Source organism: Pseudomonas sp. Irchel 3F6, from assembly GCF_900187595.1.
Taxonomy (GTDB): domain Bacteria; phylum Pseudomonadota; class Gammaproteobacteria; order Pseudomonadales; family Pseudomonadaceae; genus Aquipseudomonas; species Aquipseudomonas siliginis.
This window is the reverse complement of the sequence record NZ_FYDP01000002.1, coordinates 364,248-386,686: the sequence shown is the minus strand read 5'-3', so window position 1 is coordinate 386,686 and position 22,439 is coordinate 364,248. Positions and strand designations below refer to the sequence as shown.

General features: G+C 59.1%; 17 protein-coding genes. 8 read left to right on the top strand and 9 right to left on the bottom strand.

The annotated features are described in order from the left end of the window. Window positions 1–58: 58 nt before the first annotated feature. The 9 genes from lysS to CKW30_RS07695 all read right to left on the bottom strand — a co-directional run bounded on the left by lysS (window position 59) and on the right by CKW30_RS07695 (window position 11,477). Window positions 59–1,561, bottom strand: coding sequence for a lysine--tRNA ligase (lysS, locus tag CKW30_RS07735; RefSeq protein WP_095180463.1), 1,503 nt, complete (start codon window positions 1,559–1,561; stop codon window positions 59–61). Window positions 1,562–1,640: 79 nt separating this feature from the next. Then, a protein-coding gene (prfB, locus tag CKW30_RS07730) for a peptide chain release factor 2 (RefSeq protein ID WP_099758102.1) occupies window positions 1,641–2,736 on the bottom strand; the annotation gives its coding sequence in 2 pieces (ribosomal slippage) (window positions 1,641–2,663 and window positions 2,665–2,736; 1,095 coding nt in all). A 307-nt stretch (window positions 2,737–3,043) separates the two neighbouring features. Then, on the bottom strand, window positions 3,044–4,045 hold the full coding sequence (locus CKW30_RS07725) for a PleD family two-component system response regulator (protein ID WP_041478162.1): 1,002 nt from the start codon (window positions 4,043–4,045) through the stop codon (window positions 3,044–3,046). Window positions 4,046–4,093: 48 nt separating this feature from the next. Then, window positions 4,094–5,104: a chemotaxis response regulator protein-glutamate methylesterase gene (locus CKW30_RS07720; protein WP_095180462.1), complete on the bottom strand. Its 1,011-nt coding sequence runs from the start codon at window positions 5,102–5,104 to the stop codon at window positions 4,094–4,096. Beyond that, complete coding sequence (locus tag CKW30_RS07715) at window positions 5,101–7,371, bottom strand: hybrid sensor histidine kinase/response regulator (protein WP_095180461.1); 2,271 nt, start codon at window positions 7,369–7,371, stop codon at window positions 5,101–5,103. Before CKW30_RS07715 ends, CKW30_RS07720 begins: the two co-directional genes overlap by 4 nt. Beyond that, the gene (locus CKW30_RS07710; RefSeq protein ID WP_095180460.1) at window positions 7,368–8,051 is read right to left on the bottom strand and encodes a chemotaxis protein CheW; all 684 of its coding nucleotides are present in this window, start codon (window positions 8,049–8,051) and stop codon (window positions 7,368–7,370) included. Before CKW30_RS07710 ends, CKW30_RS07715 begins: the two co-directional genes overlap by 4 nt. Beyond that, window positions 8,048–9,322 carry a CheR family methyltransferase gene (locus tag CKW30_RS07705; RefSeq protein ID WP_095180459.1) on the bottom strand — a complete coding sequence of 425 codons (1,275 nt, stop codon included), beginning with the start codon at window positions 9,320–9,322 and terminating at the stop codon, window positions 8,048–8,050. The genes CKW30_RS07710 and CKW30_RS07705 overlap by 4 nt, the downstream gene beginning before the upstream one ends. After that, window positions 9,319–9,855, bottom strand: coding sequence for a chemotaxis protein CheW (locus CKW30_RS07700; protein ID WP_095180458.1), 537 nt, complete (start codon window positions 9,853–9,855; stop codon window positions 9,319–9,321). The genes CKW30_RS07705 and CKW30_RS07700 overlap by 4 nt, the downstream gene beginning before the upstream one ends. Further along, window positions 9,855–11,477 (bottom strand): methyl-accepting chemotaxis protein, encoded by a 1,623-nt coding sequence (locus tag CKW30_RS07695; protein WP_095180457.1) that lies wholly within the window; start codon window positions 11,475–11,477, stop codon window positions 9,855–9,857. Before CKW30_RS07695 ends, CKW30_RS07700 begins: the two co-directional genes overlap by 1 nt. Window positions 11,478–11,893: 416 nt before the next feature. Here CKW30_RS07695 and CKW30_RS07690 point away from each other — a divergent pair, with 416 nt between their 5' ends. From CKW30_RS07690 to CKW30_RS07655, 8 genes are all read left to right on the top strand, one after another. Continuing rightward, the gene (locus tag CKW30_RS07690) at window positions 11,894–12,409 is read left to right on the top strand and encodes an Hcp family type VI secretion system effector (protein ID WP_007949952.1); all 516 of its coding nucleotides are present in this window, start codon (window positions 11,894–11,896) and stop codon (window positions 12,407–12,409) included. 134 nt (window positions 12,410–12,543) lie between these two features. After that, on the top strand, window positions 12,544–14,586 hold the full coding sequence (gene tssI, locus CKW30_RS07685; RefSeq protein WP_095180456.1) for a type VI secretion system tip protein TssI/VgrG: 2,043 nt from the start codon (window positions 12,544–12,546) through the stop codon (window positions 14,584–14,586). Beyond that, window positions 14,576–15,313, top strand: coding sequence for a DUF4123 domain-containing protein (locus CKW30_RS07680; RefSeq protein WP_095180455.1), 738 nt, complete (start codon window positions 14,576–14,578; stop codon window positions 15,311–15,313). Before tssI ends, CKW30_RS07680 begins: the two co-directional genes overlap by 11 nt. Further along, a complete protein-coding gene (locus CKW30_RS07675; protein WP_095180454.1) occupies window positions 15,313–19,971 on the top strand; it encodes an RHS repeat-associated core domain-containing protein in 4,659 nt (1,552 codons plus the stop codon). Before CKW30_RS07680 ends, CKW30_RS07675 begins: the two co-directional genes overlap by 1 nt. Next, window positions 19,971–20,261: a hypothetical protein gene (locus tag CKW30_RS07670; RefSeq protein ID WP_041478181.1), complete on the top strand. Its 291-nt coding sequence runs from the start codon at window positions 19,971–19,973 to the stop codon at window positions 20,259–20,261. Before CKW30_RS07675 ends, CKW30_RS07670 begins: the two co-directional genes overlap by 1 nt. After that, the gene (locus CKW30_RS07665; RefSeq protein ID WP_252877501.1) at window positions 20,262–21,485 is read left to right on the top strand and encodes a hypothetical protein; all 1,224 of its coding nucleotides are present in this window, start codon (window positions 20,262–20,264) and stop codon (window positions 21,483–21,485) included. It abuts the gene before it with no gap. A gap of 178 nt (window positions 21,486–21,663) precedes the next feature. Continuing rightward, window positions 21,664–21,816 (top strand): barstar family protein, encoded by a 153-nt coding sequence (locus CKW30_RS27840; protein ID WP_371857534.1) that lies wholly within the window; start codon window positions 21,664–21,666, stop codon window positions 21,814–21,816. Window positions 21,817–22,058: 242 nt separating this feature from the next. Next, the gene (locus CKW30_RS07655) at window positions 22,059–22,403 is read left to right on the top strand and encodes a hypothetical protein (protein WP_071174496.1); all 345 of its coding nucleotides are present in this window, start codon (window positions 22,059–22,061) and stop codon (window positions 22,401–22,403) included. Window positions 22,404–22,439 lie beyond the last annotated feature (36 nt).

Genomic DNA, 22,439 nt, shown 5'->3' with positions numbered 1-22,439 from the left:
TTGTACCAGACAGGCAATAAAAAGCCGCCTGTTTTAGGCGGCTTTTCAACTGAAACGTTTACGCTTGCGGTCGCATGTGCGGGAACAGGATCACATCGCGGATCGACGGCGAGTTGGTCAGCAACATCACCAGACGATCGATGCCGATACCTTCACCGGCTGTTGGCGGCATGCCGTACTCCAGCGCACGGACGAAGTCGGCGTCGTAGTGCATGGCTTCGTCGTCACCGGCGTCCTTGTCGGCCACCTGCGCCATGAAGCGCTCGGCCTGGTCTTCGGCGTCGTTCAGCTCGGAGTAGGCGTTGGCGATTTCACGACCACCGATGAACAGCTCGAAGCGGTCGGTGACGTTCGGGTTCTCGTCATTGCGACGGGCCAGCGGCGACACTTCGAACGGGTACTGAGTGATGAAGTGCGGCTGCTCCAGCTTGTGCTCGACCAGTTCTTCGAAAATCATCACCTGCAATTTGCCCAGACCTTCGAAGCCCAGCACCTTGGCGCCGGCCTTCTTGGCGATGGCGCGAGCCTTGTCGATGTCGTTCAGATCATCGGCAGTCAGCTCAGGGTTGTACTTGAGGATCGAGTCGAACACCGACAGACGCACGAACGGCTCGCCGAAGTGGAACACCTTGTCGCCGTACGGCACGTCGGTGCTGCCCAGCACCAGCTGCGCCAGCTCGCGGAACAGTTCTTCGGTCAGGTCCATGTTGTCTTCGTAATCGGCGTACGCCTGATAGAACTCCAGCATGGTGAATTCAGGGTTGTGACGAGTCGAAACGCCTTCGTTACGGAAGTTGCGGTTGATCTCGAAGACTTTCTCGAAACCACCGACCACCAGACGCTTCAGATACAGCTCAGGCGCGATACGCAGGAACATTTCCATGTCCAGCGCGTTGTGGTGAGTTTCGAACGGCTTGGCTGCGGCGCCGCCGGGAATGGTCTGCAGCATCGGCGTTTCGACTTCGAGGAAGTCGCGCTTCATCAGGAAGCTGCGGATGTGCGCGATCACTTGCGAACGCACGCGGAAGGTCTGGCGCACGTCTTCGTTGACGATCAGGTCGACGTAACGCTGACGGTAGCGCTGTTCGGTGTCGGTCAGGCCGTGGTGCTTGTCCGGCAGCGGACGCAGCGACTTGGTCAGCAGGCGCACGTGGGTCATTTCCACGTACAGGTCGCCCTTGCCGGAACGCGCCAGGGTGCCTTCGGCGGCAATGATGTCGCCCATGTCCCAGGTTTTCACCGCGGCCAGGGTTTCTTCGGACAGCGTCTTGCGGTTGACGTAGACCTGAATGCGCCCGGTCATGTCCTGGATCACCATGAACGAGCCACGGTTGAGCATGATGCGACCGGCAACCTTGACCGGGATTGCAGCCTCTGCCAGCTCTTCCTTGGTCTTGTCCGCGTACTGTTTCTGCAAGGCATCGCAGTAGTTTTCGCGGCGGAAGTCGTTCGGGAAGGCATTGCCCTTGGCGCGCTCGGCAGCAAGCTTTTCCTTGCGCAGGGCGATCAGGGAGTTTTCTTCCTGTTGCAGGGCTTGCGGGTCGAGTTGTAGGTCGCTCATGTCTTTAAGTATTCCATCAGGTTCGTTGCCCCCAGCCTTCGGCTGGGGATCGCGGGCGAGCCCGCTCCCACAGAGGGTGTTACAGGCCGGATTTCAGGCTCGCTTCCAGGTATTCGTCGATGTCGCCGTCGAGCACCTTGTCGCAATCGCTGCGTTCGATGTTGGTACGCAGATCCTTGATCCGCGAGGCATCGAGCACGTAAGAGCGAATCTGGTGACCCCAGCCGATATCGGACTTGGTGTCTTCCAGCGCCTGCGAGGCCGCATTGCGCTTCTGCATTTCCTGCTCGTACAACTTGGCCCGCAGCATTTTCATCGCGGTGTCCTTGTTGGCGTGCTGGGAACGCTCGTTCTGGCAGCTGACCACGGTGTTGGTCGGTACGTGGGTGATACGTACGGCCGAGTCGGTGGTGTTTACGTGCTGACCACCGGCACCGGAGGAACGATAGGTGTCGATCCGCAGGTCTGCCGGGTTGATTTCGATTTCCACCTTGTCATCGATCTCTGGCGAGACGAAAACAGCGGAGAACGAGGTATGGCGACGGTTGCCGGAGTCGAACGGGCTCTTGCGCACCAGACGGTGCACGCCGATCTCGGTACGCAGCCAGCCAAAGGCGTATTCGCCCTTGATGTGCACGGTCGCGCCCTTGATCCCGGCGACTTCACCGGCGGACAGTTCCATGATGGTTGCGTCGAAACCGCGTTTGTCAGCCCAGCGCAGGTACATGCGCAACAGGATGTTGGCCCAGTCCTGCGCTTCGGTACCGCCGGAACCGGCCTGGATGTCCAGGTAGGCGTTGTTCGGGTCCATTTCATGGCTGAACATGCGGCGGAATTCCAGCTTGGCCAGATTTTCCTCGAGACGGGCCAGCTCGGCGACGACATCGCCCACTGCGCCTTCGTCGTTCTCTTCGACGGCCATGTCCAGCAGGTCGCGGCAATCGGCCAGACCGCCGTTCAGTTCGTCGAGCGTGTCGACGATCTGCGCCAGCGCGGCACGCTCGCGGCCCAGCTCCTGGGCGTATTCAGGTTTGTTCCAGACACTCGGATCTTCAAGCTCGCGATTGACCTCGGTCAGACGCTCATGCTTTTGATCGTAGTCAAAGATACCCCCGAATAGTTTCGGAGCGCTCGGACAGGTCCTTGATGGTGTTCAGGATCGGGTTGATTTCCATGACGGGCAGCACTCGTTGGCGAACTTTTGAAAGCCGGCGAGTATAACGTAAACAGGCTGTCGCGGCAGCCCGTCTGGCGGTGAATGGGCCGAGATTGCTGCCCTCACCCTAACCCTCTCCCGGAGGGAGAGGGGACCGATCGGGGGATATTTGAAACATACGCAGAATAGAATGGCTTCACCGAATCCGTGATCGCCAAGCCTGAAGATCCATAATCGCTGCGATCTCTCAGGTCGATGTCTGGCCCGAGACACCTCGGTCGGCCCCCTCTCCCTCCGGGAGAGGGCTGGGGTGAGGGCAACGGCCGTTACTCGATCCCGACCTGATTGCGCCCATTGTTCTTGGCCAGATACAAGCCGCGATCCGCCGCCGAAATCAGCAGCCGGCAATCACTGCCCGCCTGCGGCACCATGGTCGCCAGACCAATGCTGATGGTCAGACTGGAGCCCTCGGCCGGCGTGTTATGCGGAATTTTCAGCGCCGCCACGGTCTGGCGCAGTTTCTCGGCCAACAGCCGCGCGCCGCCCGGCGAAGTGTTCGGCAGCACCAGCACAAACTCCTCGCCGCCGTAACGCGCCGGCAGGTCCGACGGTCGCGCACTGGCCTCGCGGATCGCCGTGGCGACCTTGCGCAAGGCTTCGTCGCCTTCAACGTGGCCAAAACTGTCGTTGTACGACTTGAAGTAATCGACGTCGATCATCAGCAATGACAGCTGCGTCTGATCACGCAGCGAACGGCGCCACTCCAGTTCCAGGTACTCGTCGAAGTGCCGTCGGTTGGACAGCCCGGTCAGGCCATCGGAGTTCATCAGCCGTTGCAGCACCAGATTGGTGTCGAGCAATTGCTGCTGGCTGACCCGCAACGCTCGGTACGCGGCGTCGCGTTGCAGCAATGTCATGTAGGACCGCGAGTGGTAGCGAATGCGCGCGACCAGTTCGATGGTATCCGGCAGTTTCACCAGATAGTCGTTGGCGCCAGCGGAGAACGCCGCGCTTTTGATCAGCGGGTCTTCCTTGGTCGAGAGAACGATGATCGGGATGTCCTTGGTCGCCGGATGATTGCGGTATTCGCGCACCAGGCTCAGGCCATCGAGGCCGGGCATCACCAGGTCCTGGAGGATCACCGTCGGCTTGATCCGCACCGCCTGGGCGATGGCCTGCTGCGGGTCGGAGCAGAAGTGGAAGTCGATGTTTTCCTGATTCGACAGCCCACGGCGCACCGCTTCGCCGATCATCGCCTGATCATCCACCAACAACACCATGGCGGCGTTTTCGTCGGTTTTAATGTCGTCGATCTGTAAATCATTCATGAGCGGTCACCTGAGTACTGCGGGGGCCTGGATTGCGGATCAACCTGTTCATTTGGGGAAAATCTCCAGCAATCGTGGCGCTATCTTTTCCAGCGGACGGATTTCCACCGCGGCATCGATCGCCGCGGCAGCCTTGGGCATGCCGTACACCGCACTGCTGTGCTGATCCTGCGCAATGGTCAAATAACCCTGCTGGCGCATGAGCTTAAGCCCTTGCGCGCCATCGCGCCCCATCCCGGTCAATAAAACCCCGACCGCGTCACCGTTCCAGTAACTGGCAACGCTCTCGAAAAACACGTCGATCGAGGGGCGATAGATCTCGTTGACCGGTTCGGCGGTGTAGGCCAGCGTGCCGTTTTTCAACAGGCGAATATGGTGATTGGTCCCGGCCAGCAGCACCGCGCCACTCTGCGGCGGCTCGCCTTCACGGGCCAGACGCACATCGAGGCCGCTGGCGCTGGCCAGCCATTCGGCCATGCCGGCGGCGAACACCTGATCGACATGCTGCACCAGCACGATCGCGGCGGAAAAATCCTTCGGCAGGCCTTTGAGCAGCACTTCCAGCGCCGCCGGCCCACCGGCAGACGAACCGATCGCCACCAGCCGCTGACGTGACGGCGAACTGCGCGGCGAACTCGGCGCCGGGCGCGAACGCGGCGCCTTGTCGCCGATCAGCCAGCCGATGTTGAGGATCTTGCGCAACAACGGCGCCGCCGCTTCCTGGGCATTGCCGGCGCCAATGGCCGGCGTGTCGACCACGTCCAGCGCGCCGTGGCCCATGGCCTCGAACACGCGGTGCACGTTCTGCTGGCGGTCGACGGTGACGATGACGATCGCGCATGGGGTCTCGGCCATGATCCGCCGCGTGGCTTCGACACCGTCCATGATCGGCATGATCAGGTCCATCAGAATCAGGTCTGGCGTGCACTCGGCGCAGCGTTGCACCGCCTCGGCGCCGTTGCTGGCGACCCAGATCACCTGATGCGCCGGCTCGAACGCCAGCGCTCGGCGCAGGGCCTCCACCGCCAGGGGCATGTCGTTGACGATTGCGATCCTCATGCCCGCGCTCCCCCGATGAGCTCGACCACTGCATCGAGCAGGGCGTCGTCATGAAAACTGGCTTTGGCCAGATAATAGTCGGCGCCGGCGTCCAGTCCACGGCGGCGGTCTTCTTCGCGATCCTTGTACGACACGACCATCACCGGCAACGATTGCAAACGGTTGTCGCGGCGCAGCAGCGTAACCAGCTCGATGCCGTCCATGCGTGGCATGTCGATGTCGGTGATCAGCAGATCGAAGCTCTCCGAACGCAGCGCATTCCAGCCATCCATGCCGTCCACCGCCACCGCGACGTCATAGCCGCGATTGAGCAGCAGTTTGCGTTGCAGCTCGCGCACGGTCAGCGAATCGTCGACCACCAGCACCCGCTTGCGCGCCACTTCGGCAGCTTGATTGCCGTGTCGGGCAATGCGCTCCAGACGCCCGGTGTTGAGCAGCTTGTCTACCGAACGCAGCATGTCTTCGACATCGACGATCAGCACCACCGAACCATCATCGAGCAAGGCCCCGGCGGAAATATCCTGAACCTTGCCCAGACGCTCGTCCAGCGGCAACACCACCAGCGTGCGCTCACCCACGAAGCGCTCGACAGCCACCCCATAAATCGCCTCGCGCTCGCGGATCACCACGACTTTCAGGGTAGCGCCATCGTTCTGACTGGCCGGGCGATTGAGCAACTGGCTGGCCGCAACCAGCCCGACATGCTGGCCTTCGTGCCAGAAATGCTGGCGTCCTTCGACCTGCACGATGTCTTCGGGGGCCAGATCGCACATGCGTTCGATGTGCGCCAAGGGGAATGCGTAAGCCTCTTCGCCGACTTCCACCACGAGGCTGCGTACCACCGAAAGCGTCAACGGCACCTCCAGATGGAAACGGCTGCCCTCGCCCGCCGTCTGCTCCAGCACCACGGCCCCACGCAATTGGCGGACCATATGCTGAACAGCGTCCAGGCCGACGCCACGCCCGGACACCTCGGTGACCTTGTCGCGCAGGCTGAACCCCGGCAGAAACAGGAAGGTCAGCAGTTCTTCTTCGCTCAGTTGCGCTGCGGTTTCGGCTGGGGATAACTGCCGTTCGACGATACTGCGGCGGACTTTCTCCAGATCGACGCCACCGCCGTCATCGCTGAGTTCCAGCACCAGCAAACCGGCTTGGTGGGAGGCGCGCAGGCGAATCAGGCCTTCTTCGGGCTTGCCCTTGAGCAGGCGCTGCTCCGGGGATTCGATGCCGTGATCGACGGCGTTGCGCAGCAAATGAGTCAGCGGCGCTTCGAGCTTTTCCAGCACATCGCGATCGACCTGGGTTTTCTCGCCTTCGATCTCCAGGCGCACCTGCTTGCCGAGGCTGCGACCGAGATCGCGAACCATGCGCGCCTGCCCGCTCAACACGTCGGCGAACGGGCGCATGCGACAGGCCAGCGCGGTGTCATAGAGCACTTGTGCACGCTGGCTGGCCTGCCAGGCGAATTCGTCGAGTTCGGCGTTTTTCTCGCTGAGCAATTGCTGCGACTCGGCGAGCAAGCGCCGCGCATCTTCCAGTGACTCGAGCGCTTCCAGGCTCAGTGCGTGGTCCTTCAGGTGCACATTGAGATTTTCCAGTGCGCGCAGGCCATTGTTCTGCATGCGCTTGAGACGCTGCATGGTCGCCAGATGCGGCTTGAGACGCTGGGTTTCCACCAGCGATTTGCTCGACAGATCGAGCAGGCTGTTCAGGCGTTCGGCAGTGACGCGCAAAACGCGCTCGCCGCCTTCGGTGGTGCGTTTGTTTTTGCGCGGGGTCGGTTCGGCGGGCTCGTCGACAATCGGCGCCGACACTATCGGCACTGGCTCGATCTGCAACTCGGCCATCGGTGGCGTGGCAACCACAGCGGCTGGCGCCGAAGGATCGAGCAGACGCCCCATCAGCGTCACGTAGGCTTCAATGTCCGTGGGTTGCGGCGCATTGGCCGGCGTGGCGATGCGCATCAGCAGGTCGGTGCCCTGCAACAACGCGTCGATGTGTTCGGGACGCAGCAACAAACGCCCTTCCTGCGCGCTGACCAGGCAATCCTCCATGACGTGGGCGACGCTGACGCCGCTGTCGATGCCAACAATGCGCGCCGCACCTTTGAGCGAGTGCGCCGCACGCATGCACGACTCCAGCTGATCGGCCTGGGTCGGATTGCGCTCCAGCGCCAACAGCCCGGCGCTGAGCACTTGGGTCTGGGCTTCGGCTTCGAGACTGAACAGCTCGAGCAGAGAGGCGTCGCGCATTTGCTCGGGGGTCATGTCAGGCTCCGGGTCACGGCGGACAACAGCTGTTCTTCATCCAGCCAGCGCAGGCTGCGACCGCGATATTGCAGAACGCCACGGGTGTACTTGGCACTGTTCTGCGCACCGGACTGCGACGCGGCGTCGAGGATGCGCTCGTCGATGGCATGGATGCCGTCCACCTCATCCACCGGCACCACCACCGGCCCGCCGTGCGCGGCGATGATCAGCATGCGCGGCATGATTCGCCCGCCGCTGACCGGCGCAACGCTGGCGCCGAGGTCGAGCAGTTCCACCAGCGACAGGCACGCGACCAGTGCGCCACGGACATTGGCCACACCGAGCAAGGCCCGCGAGCGCTGGTGCGGCAGCGAATGTATCGCCTGCAACGGCGCAACTTCGACAAGCGTGCGCGTGGCCAGTCCGAGCCATTCCTCGCCGAGGCGGAACATCAGCAGCGAGCGGGTCTTGACGTCGGTTTCGACCTTGCTGACCACCGCTTCGCGCTGGTCCTGCTGCAACGAATAACGGTCGAGCAGGCGCGTGGCGGCGGCGGAATACACCGAACAGTTGCGGCAGTGAATATGCTCTTCCAGCAACGGGCAGGACTTGTCGCCATGAGTGCCGATGCGGTTCCAGCAATCGTCGATGGCGCGGGCGTCTTCGTGGGTAACGTTCAAAGTGTCGGGCGCGCTCATCGTTTACGCTCACTGTCGGCGGTGCGCCCGCTGCGGGCGGCGCGCTCCTGCAATCGTCGGGCACCCGCCGTATCGCCCTGAGCCTGCAGCAACGCGGCCAGGTGCATCAGCGCTTCGGGGTGTTGCGGTTCGAGGTACAAGGCCTTGCGATAAAAACCCTGGGCCTCAAGGCTCAGGCCGGCGACATCGCTGAGCAGGCCCAGCCAATAGAACACCTGCGCCACGGGTTCATGGCTGCGCAGATAGTGTTCGCACGCGGCACGGGCCTCGGCGCTTTTGCCTTCGTTGGCCAGTGCAGCAATCTGCGCCAGCAGCGTTGCGGCGTCCGGGTCGGCAGTTTTTTTCGTCACCGGCAAAGCCGTCACGGCAGCGAACGGCCGATTGCGCACTGGCGCTGGCGGCGGCGCGCTGCGCAGTGGTTGGCTGACCGGCACGGCGACCGGTTTGGGCATCGGCAGCGGTTCCGGGTGCGGCTCGCTATGGCGGCTGAAGGCGAAGGATTGCGGGATGCCGATCGAACGCATGCCCAAACGCCCGAGCAGACTGCCCTCCGCCGGGCCGATAAACAGCACGCCGTCGACGTGGGTCAGGCGCTTGAGCACTTCGAACACCTGCTTTTGCGTCGGCTGGTCGAAGTAGATCAGCAGGTTGCGGCAGAACACGAAATCGAAGGCCGGCTCGGTCGCCAACAGCGTCGGATCGAGCACATTGCCGACTTGCCAGCGCACTTGTTCGCGAACGTATTCGTTGACCCGGTGGCCGTCCTGCTCGGCAAAAAAATGTCGCTCGCGGTATTCCAGATCCTGACCGCGAAAGGAGTTCTTGCCATAAACCGCACGCCGCGCCTTTTCCACCGAGAGCGGGCTGATGTCCATGCCGTCGACCTTGAATTGATGCGGCTGCAATCCGGCATCAAGCAAGGCCATGGCAATCGAGTAGGGTTCTTCGCCGGTCGAGCACGGCAGGCTCAGAATTCGCAGCGCGCGCATATTATTGAGTTCTTTAAGCCGACCTCGCGCCAGTTTGCCCAGCGTCGCGAAAGATTCCGGATAACGGAAAAACCACGTTTCCGGAACGATCACCGCTTCGATCAGCGCCTGCTGCTCGTCCCGCGAGCCTTGCAACAGCTGCCAATATTCGTCGGCGTGGGCGGCCTGGGACAGGGTCGTGCGCTGGCGCACGGCACGCTCGATGATCGCCGCGCCCACCGACGCAACATCAAGGCCGATGCGTTCCTTGAGGAAATCGAAAAAGCGCTGCTCACTGCTCATGGCCGCGCCTCAAGCTGCGCCGGATCACGCGGCGGATCGGGGAACAGCAAACCGCGCACGGCATCATCGAGCAAGTCATTGACCCGCACCCATTGCAGCAATCCCTGTGCATCTTCGCGCACCGGTCCGAGGTACGGCGCCTCGCGGTTGTCGAGGCCGTAGGGCTGGAAATCTTGCGGATGACAGCGCAGCGTGTCGGTGGCCTGCTCGAGAATCAGCCCGAGCCATTGCGCTGCTTGCGATTGATCCGGCTGATAATTGACCAGCACCAGCCGCGTGCTGGTGCGCGCCTCGGCGGGCTCACCGAAAGTGAGCGCGCTGAGGTCGATCACCGGCACCACCGCCCCGCGATAGGCGAACACCCCGGCCACCCACTGCGGCGCCCGGGCAATCGGTTTCAGCGGCAGGCGCGGCAGCACTTCGGCCACTTCCGTGGCGCGCAGGGCGTAGCGTTCGCTGCCGATGCGAAACAGCAGGAACAGCGCCGGCTTCGCCACTGGCGCACTGCCTCGTTTGGCGATGATTTCGCTCATCAGACTTTGAATCGCGAAACGCCGCTGCGCAGGCCGACGGCCACCTGGCTCAGTTCGTCGATAGCGAAACTGGCCTGACGCAGCGATTCGACGGTCTGGCTGCTGGCATCGCCCAACTGCACCAGCGCATGGTTGATCTGCTCGGCGCCAGTGGCCTGGGCCTGCATCCCTTCGTTGACCATCAGCACGCGCGGCGCCAGTGCCTGCACCTGATGGATGATCTGCGACAGCTGCTCGCCGACCTGCTGCACTTCCGACATGCCGCGGCGCACTTCTTCGGAAAACTTGTCCATGCCCATCACCCCGGCCGACACCGCCGACTGGATCTCGCGGACCATCTGTTCGATGTCGTAGGTGGCCACGGCGGTCTGATCGGCCAGACGCCGGACTTCGGTGGCGACTACGGCAAAACCGCGGCCGTACTCGCCAGCCTTCTCGGCTTCGATCGCTGCGTTGAGCGACAGCAGGTTGGTCTGGTCAGCCACTTTGACGATGGTCACCACCACCTGATTGATGTTGCCGGCCTTCTCGTTGAGGATCGCCAGTTTGGCGTTGACCAGATCCGCCGCGCCCATGACCGAGTGCATGGTGTCTTCCATGCGCGCCAGGCCTTGCTGGCCGGAGCCGGCGAGCACCGAGGCCTGATCGGCAGCGGTGGACACTTCGGTCATGGTGCGCACCAGATCCCGCGAAGTCGCGGCGATCTCACGGGAGGTTGCGCCGATTTCGGTGGTGGTCGCTGCGGTTTCGGTGGCGGTGGCCTGTTGCTGCTTGGAAGTGGCGGCGATCTCGGTGACCGAGGTGGTCACCTGCACCGAGGAGCGCTGGGCCTGGGACACCAGCGACGTCAGCTCGGTCATCATGTCGTTGAAGCCGGTTTCGACCGCGCCGAACTCGTCCTTGCGATCAAGGTTCAGGCGCGAACTCAGATCGCCGGTGCGCATGATGTCGAGGATGGTCACGATGCGGTTCATCGGCGCCATGATCGCGCGCATCAGCAGCAGACCACAGAGGCCGGCGGCCAGCACCGCGACCAGCAGAGAAATGACCATGCTGACTTTGGCCGTTGCCACCGCGTCGTCGATGTTGGCCATGGCGTTATCAGCGACGACTTTGTTCTCGCCAATGATGTCGTTGAGTTTCATCCGACCGGTGTACCACGCCGGGGTCAGCTTCTCGTTGAACAGCTTAATGGCATCGGCTTCCAGATTGCGCTTGTGCAGGTCCAGCACGGCATCCTGAATCTGCATGTAGGTATCGTGGTACTTCTCGAACAGGGCGAATTCGGAACGGTCTTCATCGGTGGCCATGGTCTTGCGATAGTTGGCCATCTGCTCTTGCAGACGCGCCTCGAATGCCTTGTAGTCGGCAGCGTCTTCGCTGGAAACGCCCTGGCCTTCCTTGAGGCCGAGCAGCTCTTGCGTCTGCAAATAACTGTCGACCCATGCACCACGAATCATCGAGCTGTAATAGACGCCGGGGATGGCATCGTCGCGCACGCTGTTTTCACTGGCCTCGATTTTCAACAACCGCGAGTAGGACAGCACCACCATCAACAGCATGATGGCGATAATCACCGCAAAGCTCGCCAAAATGCGTTGGCGCAACGTCCAGTTCTTCACAGTGAATCCTCGTGCCTGATCGAAATGCGGGGAGTATAGCCGAGGGCGGTGTTTCATTTATAAGACGCTTTCGCTGGCAGCACTGTCCTTGTGGGAGCAAGCCTGCTCGCGAAGGCCACACCGCAGTCCCGGCAAATACCCAACTGCGCAAGAAGTTGCGCAGTTGGTCGTAATATTTCAGGGCCTAAATCCTCTGCAGCTCAAGCGGCGCAAGGCCTGCAGCCAAGTGCGCAACTTCTTGCGCACTTTCTCCCGACTTTCCCGCTGAAAATCGCCCCGAATGATCACCGACTACCGTGGCGCCCCCGCCATCCGGGCACCGCGCAAAACCTGGCACGCTCCTTGATAACTCTCAGCCACCCACCGGGCGATTTCGCCTCCGGGCACCCTAACTTTATCCGCAAGGAGAGCACCCCATGGCAACACCAGCGTACATGTCGGTTACCGGCGAAAAACAAGGCCTGATCACTGCCGGCGCTTTCACCGCCGACTCCGTTGGCAACACCTACCAGGAAGGCCACGAAGACCAGGTCATGGTTCAGGCTTTCACCCACGACGTGATCATCCCGCGTGACCCGCAATCCGGTCAGCCAACCGGTCAGCGCGTACACAAGCCAGTTGTGATCACCAAGGTCTACGACAAGGCTTCGCCACTGCTGCAAGCAGCTCTGACTTCCGGCGAGCGCATGAGCGAAATCGTTATCCAGTGGTACCGCACTTCGGCTCAAGGCACCCAAGAGCACTACTACACCACCAAACTGGAAGACGCGATCATCGTCGCCATCAACAACAAAATGCACAACTGCCAGGATCCAGGCAACGCGCACTTCACCCACCTGGAAGAAGTGCAGTTCACCTACCGCAAAATCACCTGGACCCACGAAGTATCCGGTACTTCGGGTTCCGATGACTGGCGTGCTCCAGTCGTTTAATTACGGCTGACCGTTACACGCATCGGCCAGCTCTGCTGGTCGATGTTGTTTACGCCCCTCCAGAATTTCGCGTACGTTGAGCCGCTTTTTTGCGGTCGTCGACGAGCGCCGCTGTACAGCACGAGGAACAAGGGATGTTCGCGCCGGCCAATGAAACCCACTTTGCCCTGACCATCGAAGGGCTTTCCGCCGACTTTCAGGTGTTTACCCTCACCGGCCGGGAAGCCATCAGCCAGCCTTTTGTCTTTGAGGTGGAGCTGGTCAGTGAGCAGCCGTCGCTGGAGCTCGAAACCCTGCTGCACAAACCCGCCTTCCTGCAGCTGTCGCCTGACGGCAGCGGCATCCATGGCCAGATCTACCGCGCCGCGCAAGGTGACTCGGGCAAACGCCTGACCCGTTATTCGGTGACGCTGCGCCCGCAACTGGCGTATCTGGCGCACCGCATCAACCAGCGCATCTTCCAGAACCTCAGCGTGCCGAAGATCATCGGTCAGGTGCTGGAAGAGCACGGCATTCAAGGCAACGCCTACGAATTCAAGACCGGCTCGATCTATCCCGAACGCATCTACTGCGTGCAATACGACGAGTCGGACCTGCACTTCATCCAGCGCCTGTGCGAAGAGGAAGGCATTCACTTCCACTTCCAGCACAGCGCCAACGCGCACAAGTTGGTGTTCGGCGACGACCAGACGGTGTTCCCGAAGCTCAAGCCGGTGCCCTATCAGCAAGACTCCGGCATGGTCGCCAGCAACCCGGTGATCAAGCGTTTCGACCTGCGCCTGGAAACCCGCACCAGCCGCACCACCCGCCGCGACTACGACTTCGAAAAACCGCGTCTGACCCTGGAAAGCGAAAACCGTGGCGACGCCCTGCCCGACCTTGAAGACTACGATTACCCGGGGCGCTTCATCGACCGCGAGCGCGGCAAACATTTGGCCAAACGCGCCCTCGAACGCCACCGCAGCGACTTCCAGCTCGCCGAAGGCAAGAGTGATCAGCCACTGCTGGTCAGCGGCCATTTCCTCGCCCTGACCGAACACCCGAAAGCCAAATGGAACGACCTGTGGCTGCTCACCGAAGTCCTGCACGAAGGCAAACAGCCGCAAGTGCTCGAAGAATCGGTGACCAGCGACACCACCGCGCTGAAAGACGATTTCCATCAGGGCTACCGCAACCGCTTTCAGGCGACTCCGTGGGACGTGCCCAATCGTCCGCCGCTACGCCATCCAAAACCGCGCATCCTCGGCAGCCAGAGCGCGGTGGTCACCGGCCCGAAAGGTGAAGAAATCCACTGCGACGAGTACGGCCGGGTCAAAGTCCAGTTTCACTGGGACCGCGAAGGCCAGGCCGACGACAAGACCAGTTGCTGGCTGCGCGTCTCCAGCGCCTGGGCCGGCGCCCAGTATGGCGGCATCGCCATCCCGCGCATTGGCATGGAAGTGCTGGTCACGTTCCTTGAAGGTGACCCCGATCAACCGCTGATCAGCGGCTGCCTGTACCACAAGGAAAACACCGTCCCCTATCCACTGCCGGCGAACAAGACCCGCAGCACCTTCAAGACCCTGAGCTCCATGGGCGGTGGCGGCTACAACGAACTGCGCATCGAAGACAAAAAAGGCCAGGAACAAATCTACCTGCACGCCCAGCGCGACTGGGACGAGAACATCGAACACGACCAGAAAATCCGCGTCGGCAACGAACGCCACGACACCGTCGAAAAGAACAGCTACACGGAATTCAAAGCCGAAGAACACCACACCGTCTACGCCGACCGCAAAGTCGAAACCCGCGCCAACGACCACCTCACCGTCGGCGTCAACCAGCACATCAAGATCGGCACCGGCCAGTTCATCGACGCAGGGCAGGAAATCCACCTGAGCAGCGGCATGAAAGTGGTGATGGAAGCTGGCGCCGAACTCACGCTGATCGGCGGCGGCAGCTTCATCAAGATTGACGCTGGTGGCGTGACCATGAGCGGGCCAGTGATCAACATGAATTCTGGTGGTAGTCCGGGCAGTGGGACTGGTGCTGCGCCGTTGATGCCCGGCGTGTTGAAACAGGCGGATGCAGACAAGGCTGGCCAAGTCCTGACCCCGGCGCAGATCAACACCCTCAAACGTAACGCGCCGTTCTGTGAAGAATGCGAAAAATGCAAGGCAGGTGCCTGTGCCATCTGAACGAATTTCCCCCAAGGACTGGCTGGCGCAACAGCCGCTGCAAAGCGGCGAGCGCCTGTACCTGATCATCAGCGCCGCCAGCGACGCAGACGCCCTGAAAACCCTGTACCTCACCGAACCCACCGCCCAGCTCATCCCGATCTGGGGCGGCACGCCCTACTCCACCTGGCAACCGGTGATGCCCTACCTCACCGAACTCAAAGCCAACTCCGCCTTCCTGCCATGGATCGCCGAAACCGACGCCCTCGACTGGGGCTGGCTGGCGGTGTCGCGTTCAGAACCGAACGAAGTGTTCGAACACCTGCGCAGCCTGACGCAGGTGAAAATGCCGGACGGCACCGAGGTGTTTTTCCGGTTTTGGGATGGGCGGCATATTTATCCGATTTTGCGAGGGCTTGGGGAGAAGGCTGGAGAAGTGCTGCCGGTGTTTGAGCGGTATCTGATCAATGGGCAGGCGCTGGAAGTGGGCACGCGGGTGGTGCCGAAGGTGCGGGACTGGCCGTGGTGGGAGGTGCCGAAGGGGTTGTTGGAAGGGTTGAGCAAGGACAATCCGGCGACGCTGGTCAGCAACCTGATGCAGTGGCTGGAAGAAGACCGCCCGGACCTCTACACCGCATGGCCCGAGAACAATCTGAAGCTGAAAATCACCCGCTTCGTGCGCCGCCCGGATGCGCCGCAAAATCTTAAAGAAGCATTGATAAACCACCTGATTCTGGAGCAAGGCTGATGGATCGCGTTGCCTTTGTTGACAACCAACTGAACACCTTCAAGGACAGTCTGAAGCTGTATCAGGAACAAACAAAAACCTGGTACGCACAGGCTCTCGACAAGGGTAGCCGTGCCGCGGACATGCCGTCCTTGTTGGGCATGGAGCGTGTCATCAAGGCGGGCAACACCAGTAAAACGGTGAGCATGACCGACGGTAACTTCACCTCGAACGTGGCTCAATGTCCGCTCAAGGGTCCGTTGCTGATCGAGAGCAAATTCGAATCGGTTTACGACATTCCCGTCGGCGATATCGAAGTCGAAATCGTGGCCGTGGACGGTGGTGCTGTCAGCAAGGTCAAACTCGACGCCCAAGGCAAAGCCGCATGGACCGGTGGTGTGCCCGGCAAGTTCTACACGATTCGCGTCCATAACGAAGTGACCCCCGCGCAGATCGACGCCCTCTTCAGTTCTTACAGCGGCGTGACTGCGGACCTTGAAGGTTTCCTGCGCAAGGAATGGGCCGGCTTCAAACCGCAATGGTCGAATCTTTCGACCTCCGGCACAGCCATGGCCATCGGCAACGGCATTCTTGAAGGTGGCTGGGAAGCGATCAAGGGCGTATGGGACGGCATCAGTCTCGTGCTCGACATCCTTCAGGACCCAGGAAAGTTTGCGAAGGATCTCGGCGCTGGCGCAGACGAGCTGATCAAAGTCGCCAAGAGCTCGCCGGACATCATGAAAAAGGCCATGTTGCTGGCCAGCGACGAGGCGGCTTTGTTTTTGCTGGTGCGCAGTGCGGTGATCTGGCTCGCGGGCTTGCCGCCGATGAAGATGGCGGGCGACGTAGCGAAGATGACCACGGCCATTGTCGTAGGCATTGCGATCGACATCGTGATCGGCGTGGTATTGACCATCGCGGCCGAAGGTACCGGCGTAATCTACCTTGCGGCCCGACTGAAGAAGTACGGAGAGCTTGTCATCAAGGCTGTGATCGGCTTCGTGAAGTCGGTGTTCAAGATCATCAACGGCTTTATGGAGTATGTCGCCAAGTACACCGCAGTGGCGGCCCGAGGGGTGACGGCGAAGGTCAGGAACGGGATTTCCGAGTTGCGTTTTGATGGCAAGAAAAACGCCAGACTTGCTGACGGTAAAGTCGCTGATGACGTATCGAACCAGGCGACGAATCCCGCCGAAAAGAGCGCAGAACCTGCTGCAAAGACTTGCACTAACGGGTGCCCTGTTTCGATGGTCACTGGCGAAGAGTTATTGACGTTAACTGACGGCCAACTCGACGGCCTGCTGCCATTCGAATGGACCCGTCTCTATCGCACCAGCGCTGTGGAAGTCGACTGCGGTCTCGGCTATGGCTGGAGCCACGCGCTCGCCCACCGCATCGAGATCAATGGCGATGAAGTCATCTGGACCGATCAGGAAAACCGCTCCACCGTTTTCCCACTTCCGAGCGAGCAGCGTCCCGCCATCACCAACAGCCTATCGCACGCGGCCATTTTTCTAGGTGACGATCCATCCGAGCTGATTCTCGCGCAGGCTGGCAAGCGACCATCGTTCTATCACTTCCGCTTCGACAGCAAAGGCGCGACCCTGATCGCCATCAGCGATAGCTATGGCAACCGCTTGCACGTTACTCGCGACATCCATGGGCGCATCAAACGTCTCGACAACGGTGCCGGCCGCGCCCTGCTTCTGCGCTACGACCGCAAGCACATCATCGCCGTCGATTATCAGCAGTTTCTGCCCGCCGATAATCTGGAAGACGTCTGGAATACCGTGCAGACGTTGGTCACCTATAGCTACGACGCGCAACATCGCCTGATCGAGGCGAAAAACGCGGCGGGCGAAGCCGAGCGTTATCGCTACAACGAGCAGCACGTCATTCTCGAGCGGCAATTGGCAGGCGGCGCAGCGTTCTATTGGGAATGGGAAAACGAAGGCAAACTGTCTCGCTGCACTCGTCACTGGGCCAACTTTTCGCAGATGGAAGCGCAGTACGTCTGGGATGACAAAGGCAGCGTCACCGTAACCAACGCCGATGGCAGCGAAGAGGTCTATACCCACGACGATCAGGCCCGATTGATCAGCAAGATCGATCCGGATGGTGCCGAGCATCTCAAGGCCTACAACGACAAAGGCCAATTGATCGCCGAAAAGGATCCGCTGGGCGCCGTTACCGAATATCGCTATGACGATAACGGATTGATGACCGCGGTCATCCCGCCGGAAGACGAAGCCACCACTTACGAATACATCAATGGTTTCGTCAGCGACGTTCGGCGCGGCAAAGCCAGTTGGAAGTACCAACGCAACCGGCAGGGCGATATTACTGCGCAGATCGACCCGGATGGCAATGCCACCCACTACAGCTATGACCCTCAGGGTCGTCTGCTGGAAATCCGTCATTCGGACGGCAGCCGCCATCAGTTGGGCTGGAACAATCTCGGCCAGCTATTGGAAGAGCGCCTGCCTGATGGCGGTCAACGCAAGTACCGCTACGACGCACTGGGTAGGCAGATCACCCGCCAGGAAGAGTCAGGCGCGATTACGCATTACCAATGGGATACCGCCAATCGCCTCGCTCAAGTCACGCTTCCAGGCGGTGCAACCCGAGCCTTTACTTATAACGCCTATGGCAATGTCACCGCCGAACGCGATGAACTGGGTCGCATCACCCGCTACGAATACGCCGACAATCTGCACCTCGTCAGCCGCCGCATCAATCCCGACGGCAGCCAACTGCGCTATCGCTACGACAACTCGCGCCTGCTGCTCACTGAAATCGAAAACGAGCGCGGCGAGCACTACCACATCGATTACTACGCCAACGGCCTGATCCAACAGGAAACAGGCTTCGATGGTCGTCGGACTGCCTACGAGTACGACCTCAACGGCCAACTGCTGAAGAAAACCGAGTTCGGTGATGACGGTAGCGAACTGGTCACCGAATACCAGCGTGATGCCGCAGGCCGCTTGCTGGTAAAAACGCTACCCGATGGTGAGGAGATTCACTACAGCTACGACGCTCTGGGTCGCCTCGTTAACGTCGACGACGGCCACTGGCCGCTCGCCTATAAATACGATCTGCAAGACCGACTCATCGAGGAGCACCAAGGCTGGGGCACTCTGCGCTACGAATACGATAGCGTCGGCCAGCTCAAGCACTGCCGCTTGCCCGATGGCAGCAAACTCGATTACCGCCACCAGCCTGGCGGGCAACTCACCAGCATCGACCTCAACGGTTCTCGCCTGACCTCTCATCAGTTCAACGCTGGTCGAGAGCAACAGCGCCAACAAGGTCTGCTGCTTAGCCAATACCAATACGATGAACAGGGACGTCTGCAAGCGCACAGCGTTAGCCAACGGGACAAGCACCTGTTCCAGCGTCGCTACAACTACGATGCCAACGGCAACCTCGCCGGCATTAACGACAGCCGCAAAGGCAACCGCAGCTATCACTACGATCCACTGGATCGCCTGATCAGCGTACGCGGCGCCATACCAGAGAGCTTCGCCCATGACCCGGCAGGCAACCTCCTCGGCCAGAATGACCTGCCCGCAGCCAACCTCGCCAACGTCAAAGGCAACCGCCTGCTGATACAAGGCGACCGCCATTACGATTACGACGCCTACGGCAACCTGATCCGCGAACGTCGCGGCACCGGCCAAAAGCTCGTCACCGAATACCGCTACGACTGCCAGCATCGCCTGATCGGCGTCAGCCTGCCGGGTGGCAGCACCGCAAGCTACAAATACGACGCTTTTGGCCGCCGCATCGAGAAAACCGTCGACGGCCATACCACTGAATTTCTATGGCAAGGCGAACGATTGATCGCCGAAAGCGCAGAAAACCGTTACCGCAGCTACATCTACGAACCGGGCAGCTCCCGCCCGTTGGCAATGCTCGACGGCGAAGGCCCGCTAAAAGCGGCCCCCTTCTACTACCAACTCGACCATCTCGGCACGCCACAGGAACTGACCGACTACAGCGGCGAGATCATGTGGTCAGCGAAGTACCGCGCCTACGGCAATCTCGCAGCGCTGGATATCAGCGAAATCGATAACCCGCTGCGTTTTCAGGGTCAGTACTTCGACGCCGAGACAGGCTTACATTACAACCGCCACCGCTACTACAATCCGGGGACTGGCCGGTTCTTGACGCCGGATCCGATCAAGCTTGCGGGCGGGTTGAATAGCTACCAGTACGTGCCTAACCCTACTGGGTGGGTGGATCCTTTGGGGTTGAGTAGCGAATGTCCACAGAAGAAAGCTAAATCTAAGGGCGATATCGGTAACCCTTCCGAAAAAGCCAAGGTCAACGAAGGCGAACCAGCGGCACCTTCCCCCGTCCCTCGCGGAGAAAGTACTACTCGTGTCCGGCACTACACCAACAGAAAAGGCTCTACTGGTATCGAAAGCGATGGTGTAATCCAAGCTCAGGATAACAATCGTGTTTACGTCGAACCCGCCAACAAGAAGCCGCTGAGCCAGCTTGATGCTGAAGAAAAATACCAAATTGGCAGAGGCCGCGGCCGGGATTACATTGAGACAGACGTACCTGACTCGCAGCTCGAATGGGTTAAAAACCCTAGGTATGGAACTATGGAGCTGACCATTAAAGGAAACTTAAAATTAGAGAACCCAACTTTTACTCGGAGAAAATAATGTTAGAAAAAAACAAGAAAATCATACTGACTGGCGAAGATGCTCTGGAAGCACTCGCAAATATTGAATTCATCATGATTTCCCTACATAAAATGGGAAGTTACTATAGCGACAAACCGGTTGAAGAATATCGAAAAGCTACAACCGAGTTCATTGACAATGAAAACGTAACTCAGCGACTAGCAAAAATCAGAACAATTATCAGCAAAAACTTTGACTCAACTCTTGGCGAGGATGACATGGATGACATAGAGCGTCATGTGGAGGGAATTGAATTCTGGAAGCCTTGAATGCTTAGCTGTACGAAGAAATCTGCTGAGCCGCCTGATATGCGTGAAAAACACGTCACTGAAACCTTCAAGGCGACTGTCAACTTAAACCCCCCATTCAAGAATAATGAAAAACAGAAAACTTATGCTCAACGCATAATCACCAGATCAAATCTCTGCGACCACTCTCACGGATTAAATAATCAAAGGACTGTTATCTTGAAACACTTAAGCCGCACTCTCACCTTGCTTCTAGCCCTTACCTTCTCCCTAAGCGCAATCGCGCTGTCACTACGATCCGAACAACGTCCCGACGGCACAACTGTCTTGTTGCTTACAAACGAAGCCAGTCCAGAACGGGCTCACAAGCTCAACCAAGACCCGGCGGTTCGTTCTGCACTCGTTGATTTTTTTGGCTACCAAACCGGAAGTTACACCAATGACAATACGATGATCGTGCAGCAGGTTCTTGAAGCGCTCGACTCAGAAATGTCGACTTTTGTTGATGGTGTCCCTCCCGGCAGAAAAATGATCACTGCCATGGACGACGGTAACAACGGGTTCGAGCGCGCCGCATTGCTGCTGGACGACAAGGGGCAGTTGCTCGCCGTAGGACTGGTCAATGGCCACTGCACCGTCAAGTCTCGCGAGGAACCATTGACTTGTAACGATGCGCCGGAAACCGTGCTGACTATTTTCCAGCCAGAAGGCGCCGGCAAGTCTGACGCCGATGCTTTGATCCCCTGGAGTAAGCAACTGCCTCCTATGATGGCGCTGTGGGCGGAGAGTGACGATCCAGAACGCCGAGCCGCTGCGCAGAAGATTGCCCACGTTGAGTACATCGTGACTCAGCCGAAACAGGGAGCCTGGACTGCGGCTCAATTACCTTCTGATTTTCCAAAAGCGATGCTGCCGTTGCTTCCGCAGCGAGCTCACTTGATTGGCGCCGGCGCTCACGGTGTCTTTACGACACCGGGTATGGAGGGCACGTCAATTGACGGTGACTGGGACAAAATAGCCGGACGCCCTCAGCATGAATATGAGGTCATTCTCAGGACTTTTACCGAATACGCGGATGTTATCGACTTCTATCAGCAACATGCAAAGGACGCCGAAGTCAGCGGCAACGAGCGCAAAGCGCTCGTTGAAGGCCGCATCAATGGTGGTACCTATAAAGTAGAAATCACCAATAGAAAAGAAGCCGGCACAGTGATCACGTTTTCCGCTTGGCGGCAGGAGGTCTAATTCATCTCTGAAGAAAGAGCGATCATGTGGTCGCTTTGTCTTCTGAGCAAAAGGGACTGAGTAAAAGAGGACAGATTTTTTTCTTCAAACTGAATATAAATCTGTCCCCTTTTCTTAAGGCAGGCTGCTCAGAGCGGATGGGCGCTGTCAGCCCAATAGGAAAGTGGAAATAACCTGAATGATAATTGAACTTGACGGCCTATCCATTTCTTCCGAGCAGGATTTCCACAAGCGGATAGCTTCAGCATTTTCTTGGGCTCAGTACTATGGAAACAACCTAAATTCTCTGTGGATTTGCTCAGTACGGACGTGGAGCGTCCGATTGAAATAGTATGGAAAAATTCGAAAGAATCTGAACAAAGCATGGGCGAAACTTTTAAAAAAATGATATTTATATTCGAGGGAACAGAAAATCAGGACATATCCCTGGGCTTAGATGAAAAATTCGAATACAAATTAAAGTAAAAAAAATTGATACTTGCCAGCGCATTTATTCAACGCTGCAGTAAGCACGATTATCGTTTGAATGATCAGAGCAAAGTATTCACGAATGCAAAGATTCGGAGAGACCCAATGAGATCAAAACTCGAATACAAACTCCAACCCATCCGAGTACCAAGCGGCTGGACAATAACAATCAACAATCTGTTTGAGGTGGAGCTGACACCGGAGACTTGCAACTGGTTCTCTAGTTCGGTACTGATCGGAGGAGTCCGCCAGAGTACCGGCCATTGCTTTGACACGAGAGTCGAGCCCGAAGGGGATCCCGACGGAGAATTTGTGATTGATATGCTAACGATCGAATACGATAGAAGAGGTGAGCCAATCAAAAACTCCGAAAAGTTTCTAGGTGAATTCAGAACCAAAAGCAAAATCGAATTCATTGAAAGAATTGAAGATTTTATGATTGAGGCTTGATTACATCATTGTTCACGAATCAAAAAGATTAAAAAC

What these genes read in the sequence shown, in the direction of transcription:
- CKW30_RS07665 (WP_252877501.1), top strand. Translation starts at nt 20,262, where the DNA reads ATGCTTAGCTGTACGAAGAAATCTGCTGAGCCGCCTGATATGCGTGAA.
- CKW30_RS07675 (WP_095180454.1), top strand. Translation starts at nt 15,313, where the DNA reads ATGGATCGCGTTGCCTTTGTTGACAACCAACTGAACACCTTCAAGGAC.
- lysS (WP_095180463.1), bottom strand. Translation starts at nt 1,561, where the DNA reads ATGAGCGACCTACAACTCGACCCGCAAGCCCTGCAACAGGAAGAAAAC.
- CKW30_RS07720 (WP_095180462.1), bottom strand. Translation starts at nt 5,104, where the DNA reads ATGAGGATCGCAATCGTCAACGACATGCCCCTGGCGGTGGAGGCCCTG.
- CKW30_RS07715 (WP_095180461.1), bottom strand. Translation starts at nt 7,371, where the DNA reads ATGACCCCCGAGCAAATGCGCGACGCCTCTCTGCTCGAGCTGTTCAGT.
- CKW30_RS27840 (WP_371857534.1), top strand. Translation starts at nt 21,664, where the DNA reads ATGATAATTGAACTTGACGGCCTATCCATTTCTTCCGAGCAGGATTTC.
- CKW30_RS07700 (WP_095180458.1), bottom strand. Translation starts at nt 9,855, where the DNA reads ATGAGCGAAATCATCGCCAAACGAGGCAGTGCGCCAGTGGCGAAGCCG.
- CKW30_RS07725 (WP_041478162.1), bottom strand. Translation starts at nt 4,045, where the DNA reads ATGAATGATTTACAGATCGACGACATTAAAACCGACGAAAACGCCGCC.
- CKW30_RS07670 (WP_041478181.1), top strand. Translation starts at nt 19,971, where the DNA reads ATGTTAGAAAAAAACAAGAAAATCATACTGACTGGCGAAGATGCTCTG.
- CKW30_RS07705 (WP_095180459.1), bottom strand. Translation starts at nt 9,322, where the DNA reads ATGAGCAGTGAGCAGCGCTTTTTCGATTTCCTCAAGGAACGCATCGGC.
- CKW30_RS07690 (WP_007949952.1), top strand. Translation starts at nt 11,894, where the DNA reads ATGGCAACACCAGCGTACATGTCGGTTACCGGCGAAAAACAAGGCCTG.
- CKW30_RS07710 (WP_095180460.1), bottom strand. Translation starts at nt 8,051, where the DNA reads ATGAGCGCGCCCGACACTTTGAACGTTACCCACGAAGACGCCCGCGCC.
- CKW30_RS07655 (WP_071174496.1), top strand. Translation starts at nt 22,059, where the DNA reads ATGAGATCAAAACTCGAATACAAACTCCAACCCATCCGAGTACCAAGC.
- tssI (WP_095180456.1), top strand. Translation starts at nt 12,544, where the DNA reads ATGTTCGCGCCGGCCAATGAAACCCACTTTGCCCTGACCATCGAAGGG.